Source organism: Prochlorococcus sp. MIT2308, from assembly GCF_059772345.1.
This window is the reverse complement of sequence record NZ_CM186283.1, coordinates 1,365,323-1,390,345: the sequence shown is the minus strand read 5'-3', so window position 1 is coordinate 1,390,345 and position 25,023 is coordinate 1,365,323. Positions and strand designations below refer to the sequence as shown.

Genomic DNA, 25,023 nt, shown 5'->3' with positions numbered 1-25,023 from the left:
TATTAGAATTCAAGAATTATTCATCATCTAAATTTTTTGAGTCATTACTAATATGATGCCTCAATAGATCTAATTCGTTATCAATTCTATTTAAAGTTGAAACTAAAGAATCTTGATCATTGCTTTCATAATCAGGAGAATTCTCTTCAACAGTTACATCAACAGAAACAACTGGATAGCCTAAACCAGGAATCAATTGATCAATCTTATCCCTTACTGTCTTTGCAGAAGTTTTGCCATCAACTTTGAATTCTAAAAATGGATCTTTCGATTTTAATACATCCATTATTTTTTGAAATCCACCATTTTTAGCATTATTAACAATGCCCATGCCAAAAGGCAAAGCAGATTCCATTGCAAATAAATGGAAATCCCTTAATTGATCTTTAGCCATAATGGCTTAACAAAAGCTACTTAAGAATACCTGTTTCTGACGTTGGAAAGTAAGGAGTACAACTATTATTAGAAATACCTATGGACCAACCACCAAAGATTGACATCACAATTATTGTCGCGAATGGAAGAAAAGCTTGATGAGTAGTTTCAAGAGTTAACCATTCTCGCCAACCTCTTACAAAACGCTCTCTAGCAAACCTATTACGCTCTCTTGAAGCTTGATTAATTTTCTTTCTAAAGGATTTCTCTACCCAATGTTCAAAAGACTTTTTTTTAGTAACTGCCATTTTTCTTTCAACTTCTAGCAATTGCCCCGCAGTAAGCTGAGGATGAAAAGTACCAATTAATTCAAGCGTTTTTAAAAACATTTCAACTGCGGCATCTTTAATCATCCGTTCTTCGTCTTTCAGAAAAGTCCAATCTACTTCAGGATAAAAACGCGCTCTATTAAGACTGATTTGCTCTTCTCCTAGCTGGCCAGGCTCCCTTAACCATCTATCAGTATTGTTGTCAAAGCGTCGCCAATATAGAAAAGGATTTATAAAAATAACCTTTCCTGAGATGGTTATACTATCTTTCTGAAGCCGTCGGCTTAACTGCAAATCAGTCTGTTGTGCAACTGTCAAAAGTAATAAGCTATTGAACTAATTTATCTTTTTTTCTTGAAGTCGACCACCCCTAAATGACAAGATAAGTCAACATAACCACAAGAAATCGAAGTCAACTTATTAGGCACAGATAAATTTATTTAATCAATTTCTCTCTAATTCTCTATTGTTGCTTGACTAGGGGGTGCTACCCCACTTGATTAAATGCTTATTTCTCTACAAAAAATGCCCAAATGTTTACAGGAATAAGTATCTTTTTAATCAGTGCATGCAAAACAACAATAATTCAGTTATGTTCATTCCGAACATATTCCAACAAAAAAAATGCTACGTAAGCAAGAAAAAAATGCTGTCACAAGAGGAGTAATCCTTGCTATTGGCTGGGGATGGGGTTTAGATAGATTTTATGAAGGTGATAAAAAAGGAGGCATTCTCTCAATAATTGGCTGGGGAATTATCTTTACGAGTTTTCTATACTTAAAATGCTCAGGAATTGAATATGTTGATGGTGTAAAAGATTATTCCAACTATAGTCCCAACCCTCTAATAGTCCTTCCTTTGATTGCTGGTTTATATGGAATATATTTAATTATAAGAAAAGGTTTTAGATTAGCAAAGCAATTTGAAAACGCAGAAGACTAACCAATCTCGTAGGTCGCAAATCAACGCAGCTTCATGATCTAAGACATTTTGTTTTTAAGAAGTGACAAAAATGACCAGAAGATTAACAATGAATTAACAGGACAACTCCTCACACAATCGTTCTGTTAAAAAACACCCCTCTTACAGTAAGTCGGGTGTTTTTTTATGACTAATTTTCGAATTCTCACATATAACAGCCGGCGAACCAACCTGCTGGCACATGAGTTAGCCAAGAGATACGTAACAATGGAACTGTGAGGAGTGGGATCCTCCGCAGTGGAAACAAGGAAACACCTGCGCTGAACTCCAAAGGAGCCGCCTTATTTTATAAGACGGTTTCTTTGTGATTATTTTGACTTAAAAAAAACCAAAATCAAAAAGGTAATTAGAGCGGTATTCTCTACTGTTTTTCAACTTTTTTGCCAAATAAATCTATTAAATTAAATAATTAACTATTTCCTAATGACTGAAGAAAAAAAAATAGACAAAAAAAAGTGCGGTGGGAAAGGAAAAGCGATGTTTGCCTATGGCCTTATTCAACTAGGCTCTAATGTAGTTTCTGCTGTTGCTCTGGTTGCAATCGCCTTTAGTTTGTGCTCTATAAAGCAAGACTCACAAGTCTTCAACGAATGTGTTGAAGAGATTCAAGCTAGTGGAAAAAGCGCTTCTGATTCAGTTCGCTTCTGCAATGGTGGTAAGTAGCGATCAGTCCATCAGATAAAAGAATATCCCACTTATCAATCGATCAAACAAATGGGAGTGCAAAGTTTTTCATCCCATTTGTTTGATTCTTAGTTTTTCAGCATTCATTTAACCCATCGTGTAATTCTCTCTAAGAAAAAGGTTTATCACAACACATCCACTACCTTTTTTATTAAATACTTGCACTTAACAACTACATTGATATAAATCAACTTTTGTTAATAAATTTTTCTTAAAAGTATTAAATAGGCATACGCATATCGATCGGGAGTCAATTTTCCGCGAACAAGATCCGAAATTTATTATCAAATGCGCCTAAAAAACTATTAAATTTATTTTTCTTTCTTAGTTAGCTCTTCTAATTATTTTTTACCGCCTAAATATAGATCCTATATCACATGAATGGATTGCCATTCCAAAGAGTCAGTATGGAGAACAGTTGTGGGATAAAAACAGTGTTCATAAAAATCAAGATGGAATTATACGAGTATTAAGCAAATTTATTCCTAAAAGCAATACTGAAATTACACAAGACATCTTACATACCATGGATGTTAAATGTTCGGAAAAATTCTTCAGAGATATTGCAGTAGGCACAAAGAAATTTAATAAATTCGAGAATGAAAATTCATCCTAGAAAGATCCCAATGGAGATATAATAATTTTGGGTGTAATTGATCAGGTTTGTGTTTTATCAAATAATTCACACAAATGGTATTGGTTTTTAATCATTATGCGTTTTTTCATGTGCTTATTTTGCCGTACCCCAATCAACTTTAACTCCGAAACCTTCAGGTATATCTTCGCTAACATCTCTTAATTCTAGCCATTTAATCTCATCATCTATATTAAAATTTTTAAACCTTCTTACATATATATCTCCAGCCAAATCTGGATCTTCAACACCAAAAAAGTCACATATTTCCTCTACTCTTGCCCAATGCTCAATTTCATTAGTTGCTCGTTTGAATTCAGTCATATGAAATTTAGCTTTTTCTTCCTTACTTAATTTTTCTAAAACTGAAGAAGATAAAGTAACAGTTGCGAAGTCCCATCTAGAGTAATCTTCTCCTTTAACCACAAGATTCCTTTTATTGAGTTCTTGCAGCCACGCTTCGTCCATATTCTTCCCATCAATAAAAAGATTTTATCTGATTAAATCAATCTTTCCAATACTCATGCCACTCGGCTTCTAGTTCAGCCTTTGAAAACGAGTTATAAAAACCTTTCCATTTTTTTTCTGAATTTGCATCAGTGGCACTCAATGAGACCATAAGATCTATTGCTCCTTCTTTAATAAAAAATTTTCCTGTATTTGATGTGAAGATCAATTTAATTAAGAATTACTAGGAACCTCATTTTCATGCAATTCATTTTTATTTTGATTTTGTACCCCAATTGATTCACTAAATCCAGATGCAAGTATTCCAGTAGGTATTGCGATTGCGGCAATACCCATAAGAGAAGTTATCGAGGCAATTGTTTTTCCAACAGCCGTTACTGGTATGGAATCTCCATAACCAACAGCACTGACAGTTGTGATTGACCACCAAAGACATCTTGGAATTGAACCTAACAAGCTTGGTTGAATAGAAGATTCAGCAAGATACATAAACGTACTACTGATCAATAAAAGTAAAACTGTATAAAAAATCGAAATTTGTAATTCTTGACTCTTGGATCGAATTGCATAATTAAAGTGATAGATGCTTTGCTTAAATTTTTCACTCCTTCCAATTTTTAATATTCGCAAGAGACGAATAATCCTAAGAATTTTTAATTCAGAACGAACACCAATAAAGGATGGGACAATTGCAATGACATCAATAATTGCCATTGGTGAAACCACATAACGTAAAACGCCTTTCCATCCTTTTCCATATTTCTTTTCAAGTGGTGCGACCCATAAACGACAACAATATTCAAAGCAAAACAAACCACCAATAATCCAATCCAAAAGGTCTATCTGATACCCAAATTTATAATCGATTGAGTTTTCAGTAGTGATAACTGCGAAAAAAATCGAAATAAAAATTGTAACTCCACAGATTTTATTAAATAAGGAAGTTTTCCCTCCTGGTGACTCATTTATTATCTGCTCATAAATTCTTAGACGTAATTCATTCATCTCTGCCTACCGACTTAAATAAGAATGTCTATAAGTTAAGCAAATCTTGTTGATTTTGCTAAGCATCACCTATGGAGAGAGATGCCCTGGTCTCATCTATAAAATGGATTTCAAGTTCATTACTAAAGATGTCCGTACCATTAGAAGGAATAACAAGGGGTAAATCTCTATAAGTAAGCAAGCAATTGCTCATATTCAATTCCTTCGATGAATAAATACCCTCGTGCTGTCCACCCTCTGTCCTAAACTCACCTGCTTCTGTCCTGGACCAGATAATAAACCAATCAAGTTTTTCCAATTTTTCTAATTTTGCCTCATTCAACTCGTGGTAGTTGTCAGAATCAAAAAAATCCATTATCGAGGTCTCTACACGCTCACCATCAACCTCTATTGATCCTTCATCCAAGTGAATTTGATATTCCTCTGCCGCGTCCTCCTCAAGAAGAACTTCATTATTAAAAGTCTTTTGCGCTAGTGCCAACATCTCTTCTTTTCGGTCATCAAGAATCTTGCTGACAACCATATCTTCGTCCCAATGACGCTCATCAATAACATATCGAAGTGAACCAAATCTTTCAGAAAGTGCCTTGTTTGCAGCATCTTTAGCAATTTTTGCTGCCTTTTCACTGTCCTCACATAGTTCCTCTTTAAGACGTTTCAGATCACTCGCTAATGCATCCATTTTTTTATAAAATTCGCCATAGTACTTTCCTGATCTCGTTTTTTCAGTTGAGTAGAAAACCTTAATATATTGAATATCTCCGTTGTAAGTAACTTCAAATGACATCAGATGAATGGTATTTATTATTGAAATGATGACGCTTTTTTTTAACCCTCGCCATAATTATTTTTTTTAATTGAAATACAATTTTCCATCAAATTCCAGAATAACTCAAAAGATTGACAACAAGAAAGATCCTTTATCAGCCAACACCTACAAGTTTATAGTCATTACTTTTACCAAAAAGTAATTCGATAAAAAATTACTTTCAACCTCTATTTCAAAGTTAAACAACTTTACCTGAATTCTTCTGTACGATTGTGTAAAAAATAGAAGAAATCTAATTATTTTTATCAATATAATTTAATCTATATTTCTCAAAATATTTAAAAAAATACTAAGATTAAAAAAAGAAATTACAGAACAACTCCTCCCACAAACAGCTCTGTAGTAAAGGAAGACCCCTAGTGCCACTCTTAAGAGGAGGGGTCTTTCTTTTTGGAAGAATAAAGATTGATACTTTAGGGTTTTTTTCCTATAGATATTTTCAATCAATAGGAGTAGATATAAATCAAAGCACTATTAGGAGGTCAAGCCATGTCATGCGGTAATCCTTTTAAACATGCACTCGAAGACGTAAAGAAAACATTTTCGAAATCATGTGGAGTTCCTATCCAAGGGAATGATTGGTGTGATCTAATTTCTAATTATGAAACTGATTTTGATGAAGTTGAGTACGAGAATGAATGTCTGCAGTTTGGCAACTGCTCAATGAATTACTAAAAAACATTAAATTCAACGGAGGTCTAATCATGCAAGCAACCCGCAGTTTCAGATCTAATGGGTCAAATACTCTTTCATCAATCTTTCTTTGGTTTTCTGTACTGTTAATCTCTCTTGGAACACTTCCTCATCTGATTCCCTATTACTTTCAATTGAAATATTGAGGTAAAAAAGAATAATTCGCTATCTTCTCTAACTAATCCTCAGAAAGCAAAAAGATTACTGGGTCGTTGGTTAACAGGAGTTAATTCCCTATTAACCAAATCTAGATTTATTAGAGATGAACCAGGAAATAGATCACTTCCGATCAAGTAGATGGTCGTAAATCAGAGTGACAAGTTCAGTTATCTATGTGGATGCTGAACTTAAAGGGGGTAACCAAAATCTCACACCAGTCTTAAAGCAAAATTTTAATAAGACGATCAATATCCTTCCGTGCGGTTTGTATACGTAATGATCTAAACGAGGCAATCCCTGATTAATTTGAAGCGTATTGTTCTCTTTATACACATTCCTTTTATCGAGATAAAACCGATATATTCCTTGAGTAATCGGATGATCTACTTCCCCCATAAGGAGTATTTGACTTCTACTTTTAAGTGCAGGAGTAGCTTTGATCTTCAAAAAAATAAACCCCCTCTCTTAGAAATAGTCAAAACGATCTTTAATTAGGAATAATTTCTGATGCTTCCACTTTTCGAATTAATTAGAAAAAGGAAAGCAGAACACTCCTCAACAAAATTGTTCTGTAAGTAAAGAGAGGCACTCAAGGAAGCTGATGCAGCAGGGTGCCTTTCTTAATCCATGTATTTAATAAGTTGAAGATATGATTAATTCTTTAGGTGAAGGAGAAAAAGACTTGATTTCGAAAAGTTTTTGTATGCCTACTACTCCTCATAACCAATTTTATTTGCTGGGTTAGTAATAAAAAGAATGATTAAAAAGACCAAGTTCGGAGGTAAAGAAAGTTTTTTTAGAAGCAAAAGAGTCATACCCTGCGTCACATTAAATTTCTCTTTTTTCTTACTCATATTATTTCTCCCAAAAGAGATACAAGCTAGAAAATTGGTTAGTGATATCAACCACTGCCGTGCTAGTAGAAACTAATTTCCATCCCATAGAATTTCTTTTTTTTATGATTTCCCCAATCTCAGTTTCCTGCCTAGAAGTATTAGCATTCCCAACTGCATAGTAAATATCAAGATCATTTTCAGTTTTTGCCATAAGACCTAATAAAGTACTTTGAACGATTGAATTTGAATCCTAAAAGAATTATAAATCAAGTGTTTCAGCACTTTTTATTAAGTAAATGATTGGTTATTCAAAAAAAATGTTTAGCTGGATAAATAGGTACAGAGCTCAAAGGGGGGTGACAAAAATCTCGCCCCCCCTTCTTTATGAGGTAGGCGTTTTTGCGATCACAAAGTTTTGAATACGTAACGAAGTAGTTAATAAATTCTGAAGAAGTTAATCTTTAAAACAAAGCATATGTTCCTATCACAACCTGTTGCCCCATTAACATTAAAAAAGAAATACTTTTATTCATATAAGAAATACTTCTTATTTTCATTCTAATCAATATATAAAAGAAACTATTTATATAATTTTAGCGAAAATATGAGATAAAAATCTTTAATAGCCTCATTAAAATAGTCAATAAAAACAAAGACTTATAAATAATTAATTAGGGCATCTTATAGCTTTTTAATAATTTTTCTTTACATCTTGTCTACAAGCAAAGTATGGAGAAAACAAACCATATACGATCTCTCTGTGGAAAGACAAGAAAGCAACAAAGAGAACATAGTGGGAACAGACACTTGAAGACCCATTTCACTCTGCTACTTCATTGACACAAGGTGCTGAGGGAAAACTTGTTTTAAGCAAATATTTGGCATTCGCAAATGAGGTGTGAAATGTTTTGTTTTTTTACACCAAGCAAATATTTTCTCAATATTGAAGAGATTATTTTTGTTATTGCCATCTTGGTATCAGATGTATAAGAATAGGGTTACAGAACAACTCCTCACACATAGTTCTGTGCCGAAAGAGCATCCAATTGGATGCTCTTTTAGTGGCTGTGCCAATCGGTAAACCCGCCTCAAGATACTTTTCCTCTTTTACAAGTTCATTTATGATTTATCTGTGAGGAGTAAGAGACCCTCCGCAGTGGAAACAAGGAAACACTTGCACCAGGTCTCTGCAACTAACCCGCCCGAAAAGAACAGGGCGGTTTTTTTGTGCCTTTTCTAGAGTGTAAGAATGATATTTCCACCTCCTCAAGTTGTTTTCGGTTTACTGCTTTTAAGTACAGCAGTGGTTTTGATTTTTGATATCAGATACAACCCTTTCGGAAATAGTGAAGACGATCTTTGATTAGGAACAATTTGATTTCATAGCCTCAAAGCACATCTAGAGGTATCTGAATTGCTGGTTATTGGATCAGAAAATCCTATGTTTTGATTAGAGGTAAAACTAAGGAATGAAAATCCGACAATTAGAAAGGTGAAAGCAGAACAATCGCAACAAAAATCAGCTCTGTGCAACAAAAAACACACAAAGATGCTGATGCAGTAGTGCCCTTTTCTTATACAAGTCACTAATTCACCCATAGACAAAAGTAGTATATTTGTATTAAAATGCATAGATCACAGCTGCAAGCAACCAAAGCACCAGTGAGCAGGTGCTTTTTTTTCTCTCCTTCGTGATCCCTCTGACTACTGACTTCATCAGAATGTTTGCAGGAAATGAAATCCACCACTAGATATCAATCACATGAATGAACCTGTAAGAGAAGCATTACCAACACCATCAGGATGGTTAGTTGCCCCAGCAAGAGACTTATGCTTGCTTTTCATGCGTGATCCGAAATCTGCAATAGCGTTTCCGACTGTCTTCACTCAACTTTGGTTTTGCACGAAAGAAGGTATCCCAACACGACTTAAAAACACAAGAAAATTAGACTATCAATCCTCTTATGAAACTTGGAATGAACTCATCAGTAATGGTTGGGAATTAGTAGAACATCAATTCAATGCTTGTGTTGATGCTGCTGCTTAGTCATCGAATCAGATATCTAAGAATTCCAACTAGGGCGATGGCAATAATTCCATAAGTCCAAACGGAACCACTATTTCTTGAGACACGTTCCATCCAATCTGGAAGACCATTATTTTCAATGATGAATAGATAAAGCAATCCCAAGATCAGTACTGGGATAACAAGTGCATAGATAAAACTCAACATCTATAGATTATGATTAGTGATTAGAAAATTAGATTCAGGAATTTCTCAATGGATAACTATCAAAATGTAGATGTTGATAAATTAGCAAATATTTATTTTGAAGGTAAAGTTATTAGTCGGAACATCTTTTTAAAAGATGGTTCAAAAAAAACATTAGGAGTGATGTTGGAGGGTGGATATGAATTTAAAACTGCATCAAGAGAACTCATGCAAATCCATTCTGGAAAACTAAATGTAAAAATTGCAGGTGATAAAGATTGGATATTAATAACAGAGGGTATGGATTTCAATGTCCCCAAAAATTCTTCATTTTGTTTAGAGGTTTTAGAATTAGTAAATTACACATGCTCTTATTTTGATGATTAAAAAAATTAGAGTAAGGAAACACTTACGACTGATCTTCAAACAGACCTGCTTTCGAGCAGGTTTTTTTGTACCTTTTTAAATACTTAGTATCAAAAAATATCTAGAGAAGTCGTTTATAGATTCTTAGCAACAAATACTAGATATTTAAACAACAAGTATAGAGAAAACAAACTATGTACGATTTCTCTGTAGAGACGGTGACAAGGTGACAAGTGGAAGTGGGTTTTTGAGTGACTGACTACGTTTTGCAGCCCTGAACTATTTCCACTTAATAGGGCCTAGAAAAAATAATGAAGCTATAACTGAGTTCTCAGGGATTATTTTATCGTGACAAACCCATGACAAACTAAAAAAGTCCAGCAATAAAAAGTATTAGTTCTATTCTATAAGTTGATTTGATTAATAATCGTAGAAAGTTCATTAAAAATATTAGTTAGTCTTGCTCTATCAGTCATACATGATTTAAGAAGGAATGAATAAGGATTGAAATTAGTAGTAAAATGCTAAAAGCAAAAGAGAAAAATAAGAGAAGATGAATAGTTCTAGTAAAGAAGGAGAAGGAAAGAAGAAGATTACTGAGGTAAAAACATTCACAGTTCCATTTGCTATTGGAAAAATCAAAGAAAATATCACTATTAATACCAATACTCCTTCAAAACCTTCTAAAGAACAAATAATGAATCAAGCATTTAAGTTTCATTCACAAGGTAATATTCAAGAAGCAGCAAAATATTATCAACTTTTTATTAATCAAGGTTTTCTTGATCACCGGGTATTTTCAAATTATGGAATCATCTTAATAGATCTTAGCAAATTACAAGAAGCTGAAATCTTCACTCGCAAAGCAATTCAAATTAATCCTGATTACGCAGATGCACATTTAAATCTAGGAAGCATATTGATCAAAATTGGCAAAGTAAATGAAGCAGAAATCTGCACTCGTGAAGCAATTAAAATTAATCCTGATTACGCAGAAGCATATTTCAATCTGGGAACCATATTGATAGATCTTGGCAAATTAAATGAAGCAGAAATCTATACGCGCAAAGCAATTCAAATTAATCCTGATTACGCGGAAGCGCATTCCAATCTAGGAAGCATATTGATCAAAATTGGCAAAGTACATGAAGCAGAAATCTGCACTCGTAAAGCAATTAAAATTAATCCTGGTTTCGCAAAAGCGCATTCAAATCTAGGATCCATATTAATAGATTCTGGAAAATTAAATGAAGCAGAAATCTGCACTCGTAAAGCAATTAAAATTAATCCTGATTTCGCGGAAGCATATTTCAATCTAGGAACCGTATTGATAAATCTTGGAAAATTACAAGAAGCAGAAATCTGTACTAGGAAAGCAATTGAAATTAATCCTCAATACATAGATGCTTATTTGAATCTTGGTAGCATACTGAGAAATATTGGTAGATCAAAAGAATCTTTTAGTTGTTACCTAAGAGTAATTGAAATGAACCCAAATGATCCTCGTATTTATTTATTCACAACGGAACTTCTAAGAGATTCAAACCTCTCACAATTTAATAAATCAAAATTAAAAAATATATTAAATATTCTTTTAGAAAAAGATAATTTATCTCATAAGGAATTATTTAAAGCATTTATTTTTTTATATAGAAATAAAATAATAAATAATCTGGAACTCTCAGACTCAAACTACTTAAAAAATAGATTAATTTTTAAAGATAAAATGTTCATGAATGCACTCAAAAAAATTATATTTACTGATCTAAAATTAGAAAAATTGCTAACGAAACTAAGAAAAAATATATGCAAGCAGATTACAAAAAATAAAGAGAGTATTGGTTACTCTCAATTGGAATTTATTATTGCCTTAGGTGAACAATGCTTTCTTAACGAATATGTTTACTGTCTCTCAAAAGAAGAAAAAGTATCTCTTGATTGCATCATTAACAGATGTCAAAATAACGAATTAAATGAAATAAATTTGGCAATTTTATCTTGTTATTTTCCACTATATAAACTTCTTGATCAAATACCATCTTTAAAATCTTTTTATTCTTCTAATCAAAGTTTTAAAGAACTAATTGAATTACAAATAACAGAACCACTAAAAGAGATTGAATTATGCAAAAATATCAAAAAACTAGGATCAATTAATGATGAAACTTCTCAAAGAGTAAAATCTCAATATGAAGAAAATCCATATCCTAGATGGAGATATGGAAATCATTCAGAGTATCAAAAGATAACTATTGTGCAAGCAATTAATAATGAAATCAACCCTAATTATATCAGTCAAAATTTATGTGATAATCAATTACAAGTTCTGATTGCTGGATGTGGAACTGGTCAGCAAATCTTACAAGCACAGAGATATAAAAATGCTCGAATAACAGCTATAGACTTAAGTTTATCTAGTCTTGCTTATGCTCAAAGGAAGATAAATGAACTTGGAATTAATAATGTTGAACTAATTCACATGGACATCTTAGAAGTTGATTTACTAGAAATAAAATTTGACATTATTGAATGTGGAGGTGTTTTGCATCATATGAATAATCCCTCTAAGGGGTTAAAAGCATTAATAGATATTTTAAAAAACAATGGATTCCTAAAGTTAGGTTTATATAGTGAGTTATCAAGACAAAATATTGTTTCGGCAAGAAAATATATTAATCATAAAAAACTTAAACCAAATCAGGATGATATTCGTGATTTCAGAGAAACAGTTTTTTCTGGAAAAATACCAGAACTTAACTCTCTATTAAAGAGTAGTGATTTATATACGCTCTCTTCCTGCCGTGATCTTTGCTTTCACACACAGGAACACAGATTCACAATCAAACAACTACTGGAAACACTCCAATCTAATGAATTAAAATTTCTTGGATTCTTACTTCAACAACCAGTTAAATCTCTCTATAAAAGATATTTCCCAGAAGATAAGCAGCAAATCAACTTACAAAACTGGGCAAAGTTTGAAGAAAAACATCCCCACACTTTCAGCGAAATGTATCAATTCTGGGTTAGTAAAACGGAGAGTTAACTACATTCAAGAGCAAAAAATATTTGATTTGTAGAGAGAACCATCTTTCTACGATTTCTTCATGAAGATGCTGACAAGGTCACAAAACAACCCGTGACAAACACGGGGGTTAAATCCCTGTTATTTCGTCATATAATATTAGGAAGTGAACTTATGACAAACCCTATTTTTTAAACTATATCTACTTTTAGTAGACAAATTATTCCCACTCAATAGTTCCTGGAGGCTTGCTTGTTATATCCAAAACAACTCTATTAACTCCTTCAACTTCGTTAACTATACGGTTAGAAATTTTCTCTAAAACATCATATGGTATACGAGACCAATCAGCCGTCATTCCATCTTCACTGGAAACACAACGCACAACAATTGGCCATGCATAAGTTCTTTGATCTCCCATTACTCCAACTGAATAAACAGGCAATAAAACAGCAAAAGCTTGCCATATCTCATTGTATAAACCAGCTTTATTAATCTCCTCTCTCACAATTAAATCTGCATCCCTTAGACAATTTAATTTTTCATGAGTAACCTCTCCTAAAATTCTTATAGCCAACCCTGGACCAGGGAATGGATGTCTTCGAACAATTTCATTTGGCAATCCCAATGATTTACCAACTTTTCTGACTTCATCTTTGAATAAACGTCTCAAAGGCTCTACCAATTTAAATTGTAAATCTTTTGGCAAACCTCCTACGTTATGATGACTTTTTATTTTAACAGCTATTCGTTCACCAGTTTTAGGATCAATATTTGTTCCAGAACTTTCTATTACATCTGGATAAAGAGTGCCTTGAGCTAAGTAATCAAAAGGGCCCAAACGAAGACTCTCCTCTTCAAAAACCCTGATAAATTCTGTACCTATAATTTTACGCTTATGCTCAGGATCAGTTACTCCTTTTAATTTTGAAATAAATCTTTCTCTGGCATTTATGTATTCAACATTAATTTTGAACTTCTCATCAAATAAAGACATTAAAAATTCTGGCTCACCTTTTCTCATAAAACCTTGATCAATAAACATGCACGTCAATTGATCTCCTATTGCTTTGTTTAATAAAAATGCAAGAGTTGATGAATCAACACCACCCGATAGAGCCAATAAAACTTTTTTATCACCTACCTGTTGTTGAACTTGAGAAACAGCTTCATCTATAAATAAATTTGTCGTCCAATCTGGCTCACATGAACAAATATGGTACACAAAGTTTCTTAATAACACCATTCCCTGAGTAGAGTGAACAACTTCAGGATGGAATTGCACTCCATAAAAGCTCTTTTCGTGACAAGCAATTGCTGCTTCTAAAGTATTAGAAGTATGAGCTAATCTGACAAATCCCTGGGGTAATTGCTGAACTGAATCCCCATGACTCATCCACATTGTGGATCCACTTATGACATTAGTTAATAAAGCTGTTGAATCATCAACTTCTAAAGGTGCCTTTCCGTATTCAGCTTTACCAGTAGCAGGTTTTACAGATCCTCCTAACTGATGAACCATTAATTGCATTCCATAACAAACCCCAAGCACAGGAATACCTAAATTGAAAATCTCTTGATCACAATATGGCGCATCTTCTTCATAAACTGAACCCGGGCCACCGCTTAAAATAATGCCTTTTGGCTGAAGAGAACGTAATTGGTAAGCAGATGTTGTGTAACTCATAACTAATGAGTAAACCTCTGTCTCTCTAATCCTTCGAGCAATTAATTCTGAATATTGAGAACCAAAATCGAGAATTACGATTGCTGGATTACGTTTCTCATCTGAAATCTTTGAAGCCATATCAACCTAATAAATCCTTATAAAACATTCTTATCAAATAGACTAATAAAAATTAAAGGGATATGGCTATACATGCCTATTTATTCAGCATTAACCCTAGAGAATTTATTTGTTTTAAACCGTCAAAACCTGCCCAGCGAATTTGTCTTTTACGATCGAATAGAACACATCCTACTCTCATCGATGAAGACATGTATCTATTTATATAGCCCCGACTTTTAATTTCAATCTCTTTAGCCATCCTACCCCAAACCAAAGATACCGCTTCTGGGCTGTTCTCTTCAAGGGTTAATAACGCATTTTCCACTGACGTTGATTGACTTAGAAACCTAATCAAATCGAAAGAAATAGCTTCTCTAACTGCAAGTGACGTGAGAATTTCAATTCTTGCATCAGCAAGATGATGATGGGTATGAAAAACACCACCAGAAAGTTTTACTAATTTTCCATGATATCCAAATAATAAAAGTTTCCTTACACCATTTTCTGCAGCAGCAACAAGAAGAGGTCCTACCCAATTACCCGTTTTGATAATTTGATTGGCTGGAAGTCCAAATTTTATTGCTAGATCCATTCCATTTTCACCAATCACAAAAGCTAGAAATCCATCAAATGATGGTTTAGAACATTTGTAATGCAAAATATCTTTGCATTGCTTCAACTGATCTGGAGATGAACTGATTTGAGCCTCAGCCTGTGTACCGATGAGGGACAACCCATCTACCACTCCAAATGCTTCATTACTCGTCTTCAAAGCACGATCTTTACCTTGAGGTAAAACGATTTCTACTTTTATTGAATTACCTTTGGGCAAAAGAGGGTAAAGATTTATACACAGTAAATCACGTGCAAAATTGGATATGCATGGAAGGCCAGATGATTGAAATTTACCTACTCCAAAACCGGCATGAAAATCAAGCCAATCAGGAAAACCATCCTCAACTCTCTTCCCAGATTTAAAACTTGCTTTACTGAATTGAATAAAAGCCCAAATTTCTACTCCTCTTGTGATGTCCAAAGGCAGCCCTGATTGACAATGACTAATTGCTAAAGATTTCTTACCATTATCAAGTACAGCTGTAGAACAAATAGGCACCAAAATTGATTCTTCTTGATTTGGTAAATCAATTCTCTCAGTCTCTTTAAATTTATTGCCAATAAGAACATTCGTTGCAGACTTTGCAGCCGCAACTACCCAAACTGGAAGCGTAAATTCATTCAAATTATTGGAAGAGCTGACGATAAAAGAAATTCCATAAATAATTTTTTAAACTAATAATAATCCAGATTTAAATAAGTAAATGCAAGACAAACTCAATCTAATGATACCTGGACCAACACCGGTACCAGAAAGTGTTTTGAGTTCTATGAGTAAGCACCCCATCGGTCATAGAAGTGGAGATTTTCAAACAATTGTTCAAAAAACTACTGAGCAACTTAAATGGCTTCATCAAACAAAAGCCGACGTTCTTACAATTACAGGAAGTGGTACAGCTGCGATGGAGGCAGGAATAATTAATACCTTAAGCAAAGGTGATCAAGTCATCTGTGGAGATAATGGAAAATTTGGTGAAAGATGGGTAAAGGTTGCAAAAGCATATGATCTAGATGTAAAAATTGTAAAAGCTGATTGGGGAGAACCTCTTGATCCAAATCAATTCAAAAGACTTCTCGAAGAAGACACTAATAAAAAAATTAAAGCTGTAATTTTAACTCACTCAGAAACTTCAACAGGAGTAATTAATGATCTTAAATCAATTAATAACCTGGTAAAAAATCATGGTAAAGCTATTACTATTGCTGATTGTGTAACAAGCCTTGGTGCATGTAATATTCCAATGGATGAATGGGGAATTGATGTAATAGCTTCGGGTTCTCAAAAAGGTTATATGATTCCACCGGGTCTTAGTTTTGTTGCTATGAGCAAAAGAGCATGGGAAGCAAATAGTCAATCAAATTTACCTAAATTTTATTTAGATTTAAAACAATATTTAAAAACAGCAAATAAAAATAGTAATCCATTTACTCCTGCAATAAATTTATATTTTGCTTTGGAGGCATCACTCACAATGATGCAAAAAGAAGGCATAAATAATATCTTCACCCGCCACGCTCGTCATCAAAAAGCAACGCAAGAAGGAATAAAAGCCATGGGTTTAAACTTATTTACAAAAGAAAGTTTTGGAAGCCCAGCAATAACAGCTGTTAAGCCTGAGAATATAGATGCAGAAACTATAAGGCAAGTAATAAAAAATGACTTCGACATACTCCTTGCTGGAGGTCAAGACCATTTGAAAGGAAAAATCTTTAGGATTGGTCACTTAGGGTTTGTCAATGATAGAGACATTATTAGTGTGATATCAGCTTTAGAAAGCACTCTTGATAAAATAGGCAAATTAAACGCACCAATTGGTAACGGTATTGCTAAAACAATTTCAGTACTAAATAACGAATAATATTTAAATAATCTATAAAATAACAATCTAGGATTAATAAGCTGAAGAACGTGAAGACCACTTCCACTAGCCCTTCTCTCTTGCCCAAGTGCTTTGAAAATCAAACCAGCACATAATTGCAAGTAATCTTGATTAGCATGGAATAACGAATTCTTGAAAAGATAATTAACTTTTTAGAATACTTTTTTTTGACTTTTACTTAATTCAATATTAAATTTTTTATAAAATAAATTTATTTAAATAATCATATCAAAAGATAGTTATCATAGTGATCTTTAAAAGATAATTGATATCAGAAGCACAATATTTAATTCAAGGAACTTTAAATAAAATCTTGTTTCATTCTAAAAAACAACAAATTTAATGAATAATGCGAAAACGGTATTACGAAATAAAGCTCGACAGAAGAAAGAAAAATAGATAATTTAAGATTGATAATCTTTTTAAAATCATGCCAATTAGGATAACGCGAAACTTCTTACCAATTTCAATAATTTGTTTAATCTGCAGTACTACTTTAGGATTAAAAGTTAATGGAGCAGTAACTAACGGAGCAGACATATATTGCTTTATGAGAAATGGGGGAAACACACATGAACCAAGCTGGGAAGCAGCCTATGAATTTATTAAAAGCAAAAAACAAGGTTTATTCAAAACATCACCAAAGCAGGCTGCCTCTTTGATTATTGAACAAGTAGTTCAAAATCCTGTGAAATATGAAGATTGTATTAATTATTTAGGGGATCTATATACAAGAGAATCTAGCTCCATGGGAATTAATAATGATAAAAAATCAGCAAAAGGAGTAACTACATCAATCAACACCATAGAAAAAAATCCTAAAGGAAAATATATTGATCGATATAATTACTGATTAGTTAATTTTTTGTATTAAGACAAAAAGCAAAGAATAAATCATTCGCAATTAAAAAATAAATCTTATAAAGTTAGAACTGTTTATTTCTGATACATTGACTTATTGCTCTATCAAGGCAAAATTAAACTAATCAATTAATACGTATGCACAACAGGGATGCGGTTTTCTTAGAAGATCTATGCCCAAAACTACGTGATAGAAGATGGCGAAAATCATTACATGAATTTACTGGAAACAGATGTATATATTGTGGAAAAAATTCAGAATCAATAGATCATGTTTTACCGCAAAGCAAAGGTGGATTAAGTATCACTGAAAATTGTGTACCAGCCTGCTTATCTTGCAACGGGAGCAAAACAGACAATAATGCTTTTGAATGGTATAGAAAACAACGTTTTTATGACCCAAGGCGTTCAATGGCTATAAGAGCATGGACAGAAGGTGATATACGTCTGGCTTTAAGACTTCTACAATGGGCTCAACCTAAACGACATGAAAACATTGAGCAATCAAAATCTACTGTAAATGAAGGTTATTCTTGGCAAATAGCCTAAGGTTCTACCAAACTTGACAGGCCACTGAAGAATTATATTTCTCACATACAGAAACTAAATTAGAAGACCTCTCAGGAACAAAAGCTATACAAAGAAGAAAGCAAATTGATGCAAGCAAAGGCTTTATCAAGCTTTGACTTTTATTCTGCCTAGATAATCTTTTATGGTTCCTTAATTTGCTAGCACCATTTATGGAATTCAGACTAGGCTTAAAAGAAGAAGCAATCATTGCCAAATAACAACATAATACATTTGTACTAATGAATCAGAATATTGTCAAGAGGTTTGATCCTCTACCGCCTAAATCAAAATTAATCATATTTGGAGGCGGCTTTAGTGGACAAAGAATTGCAATTTTAGCAAGACGTTTAGGGGTAAAGGTTTTGTGCAGCAGAAGAAGGAAAGAAAGCCAAGGAGCTGATTTCATATTCAATACAGAAAAACAATTATCAAATGAAATTCTCGAAGGAGCAACACATGTATTGAGTTGCATACCTCCTTTATTGAATGGTGAAGATCCAGTTCTACTTAAACTCAAAACTCAATTACAAAACTCAAAAAATTTAAAATGGGTTGGCTATTTATCAACTACTGGAGTATATGGGGATACTAAAGGAGGATGGGTAGATGAAAATACTCCTCCTAATCCTCAACAGGAAAGAAGTATTCGTAGATTTACATGTGAAAAACAATGGATAGAAACCAAGCTTCCTCTTCAAATTCTTAGATTGCCAGGTATTTACGGGCCTGGAAGGTCTGCCTTTGACAGTCTATTTAAGGGAACAACAAAAATGATAGATAAGCCCGGTCAAGTTTTTTCAAGAATTCATGTCGATGATATTGCTGGATCTGTATTATTTTTAATAAATCTCTATGCTCAAGGGAAGAATCCATTAGTGATAAATGTAGCTGATAACTTACCAAGCAATAATCTTGAAGTAATTAATTTCGCAGCAAAAATAGCCAAAAAATCTGTTCCATTAGCAATTCCTTTTGAAATTGCAAAAAAAGAGATGAGTCCAATGGCGCTATCTTTTTGGCAAGAAAATCGAAAAGTTGATAACAAGCTTTTGTGTAAAAAGCTAGGATATTCTCTGATTTATCCAGATTTCAAATCTGGTCTAAAAAATTGTTTCTCTAAATTAAAAATGAATGAATAGTTTTTAAAGTGATAATAATCTTTACTTTCCATTCTTTTCATAAAACACTTAATTTTGATGAATTACCTGAGTCAATAAACTATTTCGAATATCAAAAATATACTTAGATTCATCAAAAGCCCTATCATTATTAAATGATTTACGTAAGATAAAAAATCAAAATCACATCGCAACATGAAAAGGAATCAAACACCAAAAATAAACGAAAATACTATTATTATTTCTTTGGGTGATCCCGCAGGAATAGGAACTGAAATAACGCTAAAAGCGCTTGGCTCTAAATACTTAAATCAAAATATACAGCCTTTACTTGTAGGATGTAAAAAAAATATTTATCAAACATATATTCAGCTAATCAATAAGGGAATACATAATATTACTGACCCTAAGGAACTTGATATTATTGATATTCCTTTAGAAAAAGAAATTATTCCAGGAGTAGTTGATGAAAACACTGGATCAGCAAGTTTTAAATGGCTTGTCAAAGCGACAAATATCATTCTGGAAGGTAAAGCTAAAGCTCTGGTTACAGCACCTATCTCAAAAATCGCATGGCATAAAGCAGGGCATGAATTTGCAGGTCAAACTGAATTATTAGGTAAATTAACTAATAAGAAGACATCCATGCTATTTACAGCAATTTCACCAAATAATGGTTGGAGGTTTAATACTTTATTAGCTACAACACATATTTCTCTTAATAAAATAAATAATAATTTAACCAAAGAGTTAATTAGATATAAATTAGATGATTTGTTGAATTTTTGTCGTAAGTTCACAAAAAAACCATTAATCCATGTAGCAGGCTTAAATCCTCACGCAGGAGAAGAAGGAAAAATTGGAATAGAAGAACAAAAATTAATAATTCCTACCTTGAATGAGTGGAAAATAGACAATCCCGGCATCAAAGTTATTGGACCTATACCTCCAGATAGCTGTTGGATTTCATCAGCAGATGCATGGAATCGCGCCTCAAATGAAAATAATGCACCTGATGGAATTCTTGCTTTATATCATGATCAAGGTCTCATACCAGTCAAGCTGATTGCTTTTGATGAAGCTGTTAATACAACTCTTGGAATACCTTTTGTGAGAACATCTCCAGATCATGGAACTGCTCTTGATATTGCAGGTAAGTTCAAGGCAAGAGACGCAAGTATGGTTGCTGCAATTAATAACGCCTGGCTTCTTTCTAGATAAGTAAAACTTTTATACAGGTTTTAATCTCATTAAAACTTGACCAAACTCAACTGGTGTTCCATTTTCAACGAGAATTTCAATCACTTCACCACTCACCTCTGACTCTAATTCATTCATTAATTTCATAGCCTCAAGAATACAAACAGCTTGTCCAACACTAATTCTTGATCCAATTTCCACAAAAGGGGGTTCTTCTGGGCCTGGTGCACGATAAAAGGTACCAACCATAGGAGCAGTCACTTCAACCAAATCAGAGCGAGAGCCAGGGACAGAAGGAGGAGGAGTACTTGGAACTGCAGAAGCCTCAATTTTACGTTGAGGTGGTGGTGAATCACTCTCTTCTAATGCCTGTTTCTTTTGAGAAATAATAGAATCCGAGGAAGTTCCTAAATTACGTTTTACCTCCAAGTAAAAGTCTTGTCCCTCAAGTCGAAACTCTTGAATATCGCTCTCAGCTAAAGTTGCCAACAAGCGATGTAGCTCTTCGTGATCAAGATTCATTGTCATTGTGTTTCTCGGCCTAGATAACTGTCATTTCGAGTATCTACTCGAATTTTCTCACCAATTGAAATAAATAATGGGACCATAACTTGGGCTCCTGTTTCCAAGATTGCAGGCTTTGTACCTCCCGAAGCAGTGTCACCTTTTACCCCTGGATCAGTTTCTTTTATTTCTAAAACAACTGAGTTGGGCAATTCAACTTCAAGAGGTTTTTCATTCCAAGACACTACATTAACCTCCATACCCTCCTTTAGATATTTCCTACTTTCACCAATTTGTTTAGCTGTTAGGCGTGTTTCTTCATAAGAAGTCATATCCATAAATACAAAATCATCTCCATCCATGTATGTGTGTTGCAACTTTGATTTTTCCAGAAGAGCTTGCGGAACCATTTCGCCAGCTCTAAAAGTCTTTTCAACAACACTACCGCTCACAACAGCTTTCAATTTAGTCCTAACAAACGCAGAACCCTTGCCAGGCTTGACATGTAAGAATTCGATTACACGCCAAACTGCACCGTCTAACTCGATCGTAGTGCCAGTGCGAAAGTCGTTACTTGAAATCATTCACACAAAAGATACCAATCGATCATAAGTCTGTGCCAAAGTCATGCAAAACATAGAATTAACATGGCAAAAAAGATTTGCATTCTTGCCCTGGTAACAATCCTATTTTCTTTGAGCTCTCCATGGATTGAACCTGCTGCTGCAAGCCTTCCAAATGGTAATCGACTCAAAGATCCATATGCAATATTAAGAAATTCTTTACCGATTGACCAAAAAGAATTACGTGAATTACAAAACAAACTGGAAGATACCAGCGACGATCTTCGAGGAAGTAGATGGTCAGCTATCAGCAAAGCCACCTCGAGAAGTCAATTCTTGGTAAGCAATAGAAAAAATCAAATTCTTGACTCAATACCAGAGGAAAATAGAGAAAAAGCAGTTAATCTGCTCTCAAAATTGAAAGAAGAACTTGATGACTTAGGACAAATTACAAACGAAAAGGATAAAGTCTCATTTCTTAACGTCCGACGTGAAAGTTTAAAAACAATTGATGATTTAGAATCTCTTTTAATCACTAATGAATTTCCATATAAAATACCTAGTGAATATGACAATCTACCAAGACTTTTAGGTAGAGCAAATGTAGAAATAAAAACATCAAAAGGAAATATGAGCGCAATTATTGATGGATATAATGCTCCTCTAACCGCTGGTGCATTTATAGATCTTTCCTTGAAAGGTTTTTACGATGGTTTACCAATTAATAGAGCTGAAGAATTTTTTATTCTTCAAACTGGAGATCCTAAAGGAGAAGCGATTGGATACATAGACCCTGATAATAATGAGTTGAGAAAAGTTCCATTAGAAATAAGAACACCTAATTTCGAAGATACACTTTATGGCGAAACTTTTGAAGAAGTAGGCCTTTACACTGAAACCCCAGTTCTTCCATTTGCAACTTTAGGAACACTTGGATGGGCGCACTCTGATACAGATTTAAATGATGGTTCATCTCAGTTTTTCTTTTTCTTATATGAAGCTGAATTAAATCCAGCTGGGCGAAATCTTATTGATGGAAGAAACGCAGCTTTCGGCTACGTAATAGAAGGTTCTGAAATTTTGAGTAAACTTGGAGTAGATGACAAAATTATCTCAATTCAAGTATTAAATGGTTCAGAAAATCTAAAACTCAAAGCTTAATTTTAAACAAAGTGACAACAACAATTAAAGATTTAGGTGAAATAGAATTACTTAATCGTTTAAAAAGATTTATGCGATCTGCTCAGATAGATGATGATGTCGCAGAAATAAATTTAATTAATAAAAATTTATTGATTAATACTGATTTACTTGTAGATAAAATTCATTTTTCTGAAGAAATATCTAATGCCAAAGAAATTGGCTGGAAATGTATTACCACAAATATTTCTGATCTAATTTGCAGTGGCTCAGACAACATAATTTCCTTTAGCGTTGGACTTGTTTTACCAGCAAACACACGGTGGCAATGGGTAGAACACCTATACGAAGGAATGCGTGAAGCGATGCAAGAATTCGGAGGAGAAATAATTGGTGGAGATTGCTCTTGTGGAGAAACAAAAATGATTTCAATTACTGCAATTGGAGAAATGCAGCCTCCCAGATTGCATAGAGGAAATGCTTTACCAGGGGATTATATTGTCAACACTGGATTCCATGGATTGAGTAGATTAGGTTTAGCACTTTTAACATCAGAGCAACTACCAAGCGAAATCTCAATAAGTTCAAACCTTACTAATAAAGCCATTAACGCACACAAACGCCCTTATCCGGCTTTAAAGGCACTCAAAGCATTAAAAGAGTGCAAACCTAAATCATTGAGTTGGAGAGCTGCAGGAACCGATAGCAGCGACGGACTCATTGAATCAATAAGAGGAATTTGCCAAAGCAGTAATTGCCAAGCAATTTTGTCAAAAAGTTCTATTCTTCGAGACCCTGATTGGCCAAAAGATTCACTTTGGGATGAATGGATGCTAAAGGGGGGGGAAGACTATGAATTGATAGTTACTCTTCCTAGAGAATGGGCAGAAGCTTTTTCTAAAGAATTGGATTCTGCCCATATTATTGGGTTTATAAAAGAAGGTAAACCAAATATTTCCTGGGATAACTTAGAACCAATTAATACTGAGGAATCCAGTCTATTTCAACATTTTTAGCAATAGAGCTAAAGTTTTAATTCCATTTTTGAGCAACAATTTCAGCCAAGTCAACAACCCTTTGGCTGTAACCCCACTCGTTGTCATACCAAGCTAAAACTTTGACCATGTTGTCATCTATACACATAGTTAATGCTTCATCAACAATAGTTGATTCATTAGTTCCAGCATAATCAGAGGAAACCAAAGGCAAATCTCCATATTTGATTATTCCTTTCATTTCACCCTCTGAGGCAGTTTTCAACAATGCATTTACTTCTTCAGCACTGGTTTTACGACTTGATTCAAAAACCAAATCAACTGCAGAAACATTCGGTGTTGGTACACGCATAGCAATACCTGTAAGCTTTCCTTTCATTTCTGGATAAACAAGAGCTACAGCTTTAGCTGCACCTGTTGACGTAGGAACCAAATTCATTGCGGCAGCTCTTGCTCTTCGCAAGTCACGATGGGCATTATCTAATATTCTTTGATCTCCGGTGTAGCTGTGAATTGTAGTCATTAAACCTTTATTTATTCCTAACTTTTGATCTAAAACTTTCACTATTGGAGCTAGACAGTTTGTAGTGCAACTTGCATTGCTGAGAATATCAAAATCTCCATGAGAATATTGATCAGCATTGACACCAACCACATATGTTCCAACACCGTCACCTTTTCCAGGAGCAGTAAGAATGACTTTCTTAGCTCCTACCTGTAAATGCTTACTAGCTCCAACATCTGTATTAAATACACCTGTTGACTCAATAACTAGATCAACACCCCACTCTTTCCAAGGAAGATTTAATGGGTTTCTATCCGAATAACATTTAATAGTTTTACCATTAATTTCAAATGTATCGTCGGTATGTGAGATTTCAGCATCATTTATTGCACCGAGAATAGAGTCGTATTTAAGTAGGTGAGCACAGGTTTTTGGATCAGAAGTAACGTTGATTCCAACCACCTCAATATTTGTATTCGCACCCCTACTGAGCCAACAACGCATAAAATTGCGTCCAATTCTTCCGAATCCATTAATCGCAACACGCAAAGTCATTTCTAAAACGGTTAAACCGCATAAGCTACTGGGCGCTGATCATACAGAACGATGAGCATTTTGAAAAATACGATGCCTTAAGCAAATAAAAAAGTACAAAATCACTCGAATTCTTAAAAAAATGTGCCTTTT

General features: G+C 33.9%; 27 protein-coding genes. 14 read left to right on the top strand and 13 right to left on the bottom strand.

Annotated features, from left to right (window positions below; translation table 11 throughout):
• Nucleotides 1-16: 16 nt before the first annotated feature.
• Nucleotides 17-394 (bottom strand): hypothetical protein, encoded by a 378-nt coding sequence (locus tag AC6EIW_RS07940; protein ID WP_498520127.1) that lies wholly within the window; start codon nt 392-394, stop codon nt 17-19.
• Nucleotides 395-410: 16 nt separating this feature from the next.
• Entirely contained in the window at nt 411-1,022 is a 612-nt protein-coding gene (locus AC6EIW_RS07935; RefSeq protein WP_498520126.1) for a DUF8672 family protein, read from the bottom strand.
• 306 nt (nt 1,023-1,328) lie between these two features.
• On the opposite strand from AC6EIW_RS07935, the gene AC6EIW_RS07930 reads away from it, so the two are divergent.
• The 3 genes from AC6EIW_RS07930 to AC6EIW_RS07920 all read left to right on the top strand — a co-directional run bounded on the left by AC6EIW_RS07930 (nt 1,329) and on the right by AC6EIW_RS07920 (nt 2,985).
• Complete coding sequence (locus tag AC6EIW_RS07930; protein WP_498461816.1) at nt 1,329-1,646, top strand: hypothetical protein; 318 nt, start codon at nt 1,329-1,331, stop codon at nt 1,644-1,646.
• A gap of 462 nt (nt 1,647-2,108) precedes the next feature.
• The gene (locus tag AC6EIW_RS07925) at nt 2,109-2,348 is read left to right on the top strand and encodes a hypothetical protein (protein WP_498520125.1); all 240 of its coding nucleotides are present in this window, start codon (nt 2,109-2,111) and stop codon (nt 2,346-2,348) included.
• Nucleotides 2,349-2,787: 439 nt separating this feature from the next.
• A complete protein-coding gene (locus AC6EIW_RS07920; protein WP_498520124.1) occupies nt 2,788-2,985 on the top strand; it encodes a hypothetical protein in 198 nt (65 codons plus the stop codon).
• A gap of 114 nt (nt 2,986-3,099) precedes the next feature.
• Here the strand turns inward: AC6EIW_RS07920 and AC6EIW_RS07915 are convergent, their stop codons facing one another.
• From AC6EIW_RS07915 to AC6EIW_RS07900, 4 genes are read right to left on the bottom strand one after another with little or no spacing between them, the layout of a single operon-like run.
• A complete protein-coding gene (locus AC6EIW_RS07915; protein WP_498520123.1) occupies nt 3,100-3,471 on the bottom strand; it encodes a hypothetical protein in 372 nt (123 codons plus the stop codon).
• Between the two features lie 37 nt (nt 3,472-3,508).
• On the bottom strand, nt 3,509-3,679 hold the full coding sequence (locus tag AC6EIW_RS07910; protein WP_498520122.1) for a hypothetical protein: 171 nt from the start codon (nt 3,677-3,679) through the stop codon (nt 3,509-3,511).
• A 5-nt stretch (nt 3,680-3,684) separates the two neighbouring features.
• Nucleotides 3,685-4,476: a potassium channel family protein gene (locus tag AC6EIW_RS07905; protein ID WP_498520121.1), complete on the bottom strand. Its 792-nt coding sequence runs from the start codon at nt 4,474-4,476 to the stop codon at nt 3,685-3,687.
• A 58-nt stretch (nt 4,477-4,534) separates the two neighbouring features.
• A complete protein-coding gene (locus AC6EIW_RS07900; RefSeq protein ID WP_498520120.1) occupies nt 4,535-5,263 on the bottom strand; it encodes a hypothetical protein in 729 nt (242 codons plus the stop codon).
• Nucleotides 5,264-5,794: 531 nt separating this feature from the next.
• Between AC6EIW_RS07900 and AC6EIW_RS07895 the strand changes: the two genes are divergently transcribed.
• A complete protein-coding gene (locus AC6EIW_RS07895; protein ID WP_498520119.1) occupies nt 5,795-5,980 on the top strand; it encodes a hypothetical protein in 186 nt (61 codons plus the stop codon).
• A gap of 1,032 nt (nt 5,981-7,012) precedes the next feature.
• Here the strand turns inward: AC6EIW_RS07895 and AC6EIW_RS07890 are convergent.
• Nucleotides 7,013-7,204, bottom strand: coding sequence for a hypothetical protein (locus tag AC6EIW_RS07890; RefSeq protein ID WP_498520118.1), 192 nt, complete (start codon nt 7,202-7,204; stop codon nt 7,013-7,015).
• 1,551 nt (nt 7,205-8,755) lie between these two features.
• Between AC6EIW_RS07890 and AC6EIW_RS07885 the strand changes: the two genes are divergently transcribed.
• Nucleotides 8,756-9,040 (top strand): DUF1651 domain-containing protein, encoded by a 285-nt coding sequence (locus tag AC6EIW_RS07885; RefSeq protein WP_498520117.1) that lies wholly within the window; start codon nt 8,756-8,758, stop codon nt 9,038-9,040.
• On the opposite strand, the gene AC6EIW_RS07880 is transcribed toward AC6EIW_RS07885, so the two are convergent.
• Nucleotides 9,041-9,226: a hypothetical protein gene (locus tag AC6EIW_RS07880; RefSeq protein ID WP_269609227.1), complete on the bottom strand. Its 186-nt coding sequence runs from the start codon at nt 9,224-9,226 to the stop codon at nt 9,041-9,043.
• A gap of 48 nt (nt 9,227-9,274) precedes the next feature.
• On the opposite strand from AC6EIW_RS07880, the gene ppnP reads away from it, so the two are divergent.
• Nucleotides 9,275-9,592: a pyrimidine/purine nucleoside phosphorylase gene (gene ppnP / locus AC6EIW_RS07875; RefSeq protein WP_498520116.1), complete on the top strand. Its 318-nt coding sequence runs from the start codon at nt 9,275-9,277 to the stop codon at nt 9,590-9,592.
• Nucleotides 9,593-10,124: 532 nt separating this feature from the next.
• A complete protein-coding gene (locus tag AC6EIW_RS07870) occupies nt 10,125-12,617 on the top strand; it encodes a tetratricopeptide repeat protein (protein WP_498520115.1) in 2,493 nt (830 codons plus the stop codon).
• A gap of 199 nt (nt 12,618-12,816) precedes the next feature.
• On the opposite strand, the gene guaA is transcribed toward AC6EIW_RS07870, so the two are convergent.
• Together guaA and cbiD are read right to left on the bottom strand one after the other, a co-directional pair.
• Nucleotides 12,817-14,403 (bottom strand): glutamine-hydrolyzing GMP synthase, encoded by a 1,587-nt coding sequence (gene guaA / locus AC6EIW_RS07865; protein WP_498520114.1) that lies wholly within the window; start codon nt 14,401-14,403, stop codon nt 12,817-12,819.
• A 76-nt stretch (nt 14,404-14,479) separates the two neighbouring features.
• Nucleotides 14,480-15,625, bottom strand: coding sequence for a cobalt-precorrin-5B (C(1))-methyltransferase CbiD (gene cbiD / locus AC6EIW_RS07860; RefSeq protein ID WP_498520113.1), 1,146 nt, complete (start codon nt 15,623-15,625; stop codon nt 14,480-14,482).
• A gap of 79 nt (nt 15,626-15,704) precedes the next feature.
• Here cbiD and AC6EIW_RS07855 point away from each other — a divergent pair, with 79 nt between their 5' ends.
• The 5 genes from AC6EIW_RS07855 to pdxA all read left to right on the top strand — a co-directional run bounded on the left by AC6EIW_RS07855 (nt 15,705) and on the right by pdxA (nt 20,650).
• The gene (locus AC6EIW_RS07855) at nt 15,705-16,859 is read left to right on the top strand and encodes a pyridoxal-phosphate-dependent aminotransferase family protein (RefSeq protein ID WP_498520112.1); all 1,155 of its coding nucleotides are present in this window, start codon (nt 15,705-15,707) and stop codon (nt 16,857-16,859) included.
• Nucleotides 16,860-17,310: 451 nt separating this feature from the next.
• Nucleotides 17,311-17,733 (top strand): DUF6554 family protein, encoded by a 423-nt coding sequence (locus AC6EIW_RS07850; protein ID WP_498520111.1) that lies wholly within the window; start codon nt 17,311-17,313, stop codon nt 17,731-17,733.
• Between the two features lie 146 nt (nt 17,734-17,879).
• The gene (locus AC6EIW_RS07845) at nt 17,880-18,290 is read left to right on the top strand and encodes an HNH endonuclease (RefSeq protein ID WP_498520110.1); all 411 of its coding nucleotides are present in this window, start codon (nt 17,880-17,882) and stop codon (nt 18,288-18,290) included.
• 260 nt (nt 18,291-18,550) lie between these two features.
• Nucleotides 18,551-19,450 (top strand): SDR family oxidoreductase, encoded by a 900-nt coding sequence (locus AC6EIW_RS07840; protein WP_498520109.1) that lies wholly within the window; start codon nt 18,551-18,553, stop codon nt 19,448-19,450.
• A gap of 174 nt (nt 19,451-19,624) precedes the next feature.
• A complete protein-coding gene (gene pdxA / locus AC6EIW_RS07835; RefSeq protein ID WP_498520108.1) occupies nt 19,625-20,650 on the top strand; it encodes a 4-hydroxythreonine-4-phosphate dehydrogenase PdxA in 1,026 nt (341 codons plus the stop codon).
• A gap of 9 nt (nt 20,651-20,659) precedes the next feature.
• Here pdxA and accB read toward each other — a convergent pair whose 3' ends face one another.
• Complete coding sequence (gene accB, locus AC6EIW_RS07830) at nt 20,660-21,157, bottom strand: acetyl-CoA carboxylase biotin carboxyl carrier protein (RefSeq protein WP_498520107.1); 498 nt, start codon at nt 21,155-21,157, stop codon at nt 20,660-20,662.
• Nucleotides 21,154-21,717 (bottom strand): elongation factor P, encoded by a 564-nt coding sequence (gene efp / locus AC6EIW_RS07825; RefSeq protein ID WP_036906095.1) that lies wholly within the window; start codon nt 21,715-21,717, stop codon nt 21,154-21,156. The genes accB and efp overlap by 4 nt, the downstream gene beginning before the upstream one ends.
• Nucleotides 21,718-21,780: 63 nt before the next feature.
• On the opposite strand from efp, the gene AC6EIW_RS07820 reads away from it, so the two are divergent.
• Together AC6EIW_RS07820 and thiL are read left to right on the top strand one after the other, a co-directional pair.
• Nucleotides 21,781-22,857 carry a peptidylprolyl isomerase gene (locus AC6EIW_RS07820; protein WP_498520106.1) on the top strand — a complete coding sequence of 359 codons (1,077 nt, stop codon included), beginning with the start codon at nt 21,781-21,783 and terminating at the stop codon, nt 22,855-22,857.
• Nucleotides 22,858-22,868: 11 nt separating this feature from the next.
• Entirely contained in the window at nt 22,869-23,852 is a 984-nt protein-coding gene (gene thiL / locus AC6EIW_RS07815; RefSeq protein WP_498520105.1) for a thiamine-phosphate kinase, read from the top strand.
• Nucleotides 23,853-23,868: 16 nt separating this feature from the next.
• Here the strand turns inward: thiL and gap are convergent, their stop codons facing one another.
• Complete coding sequence (gene gap / locus AC6EIW_RS07810) at nt 23,869-24,891, bottom strand: type I glyceraldehyde-3-phosphate dehydrogenase (RefSeq protein ID WP_498520104.1); 1,023 nt, start codon at nt 24,889-24,891, stop codon at nt 23,869-23,871.
• Between the last annotated feature and the right edge of the window lie 132 nt (nt 24,892-25,023).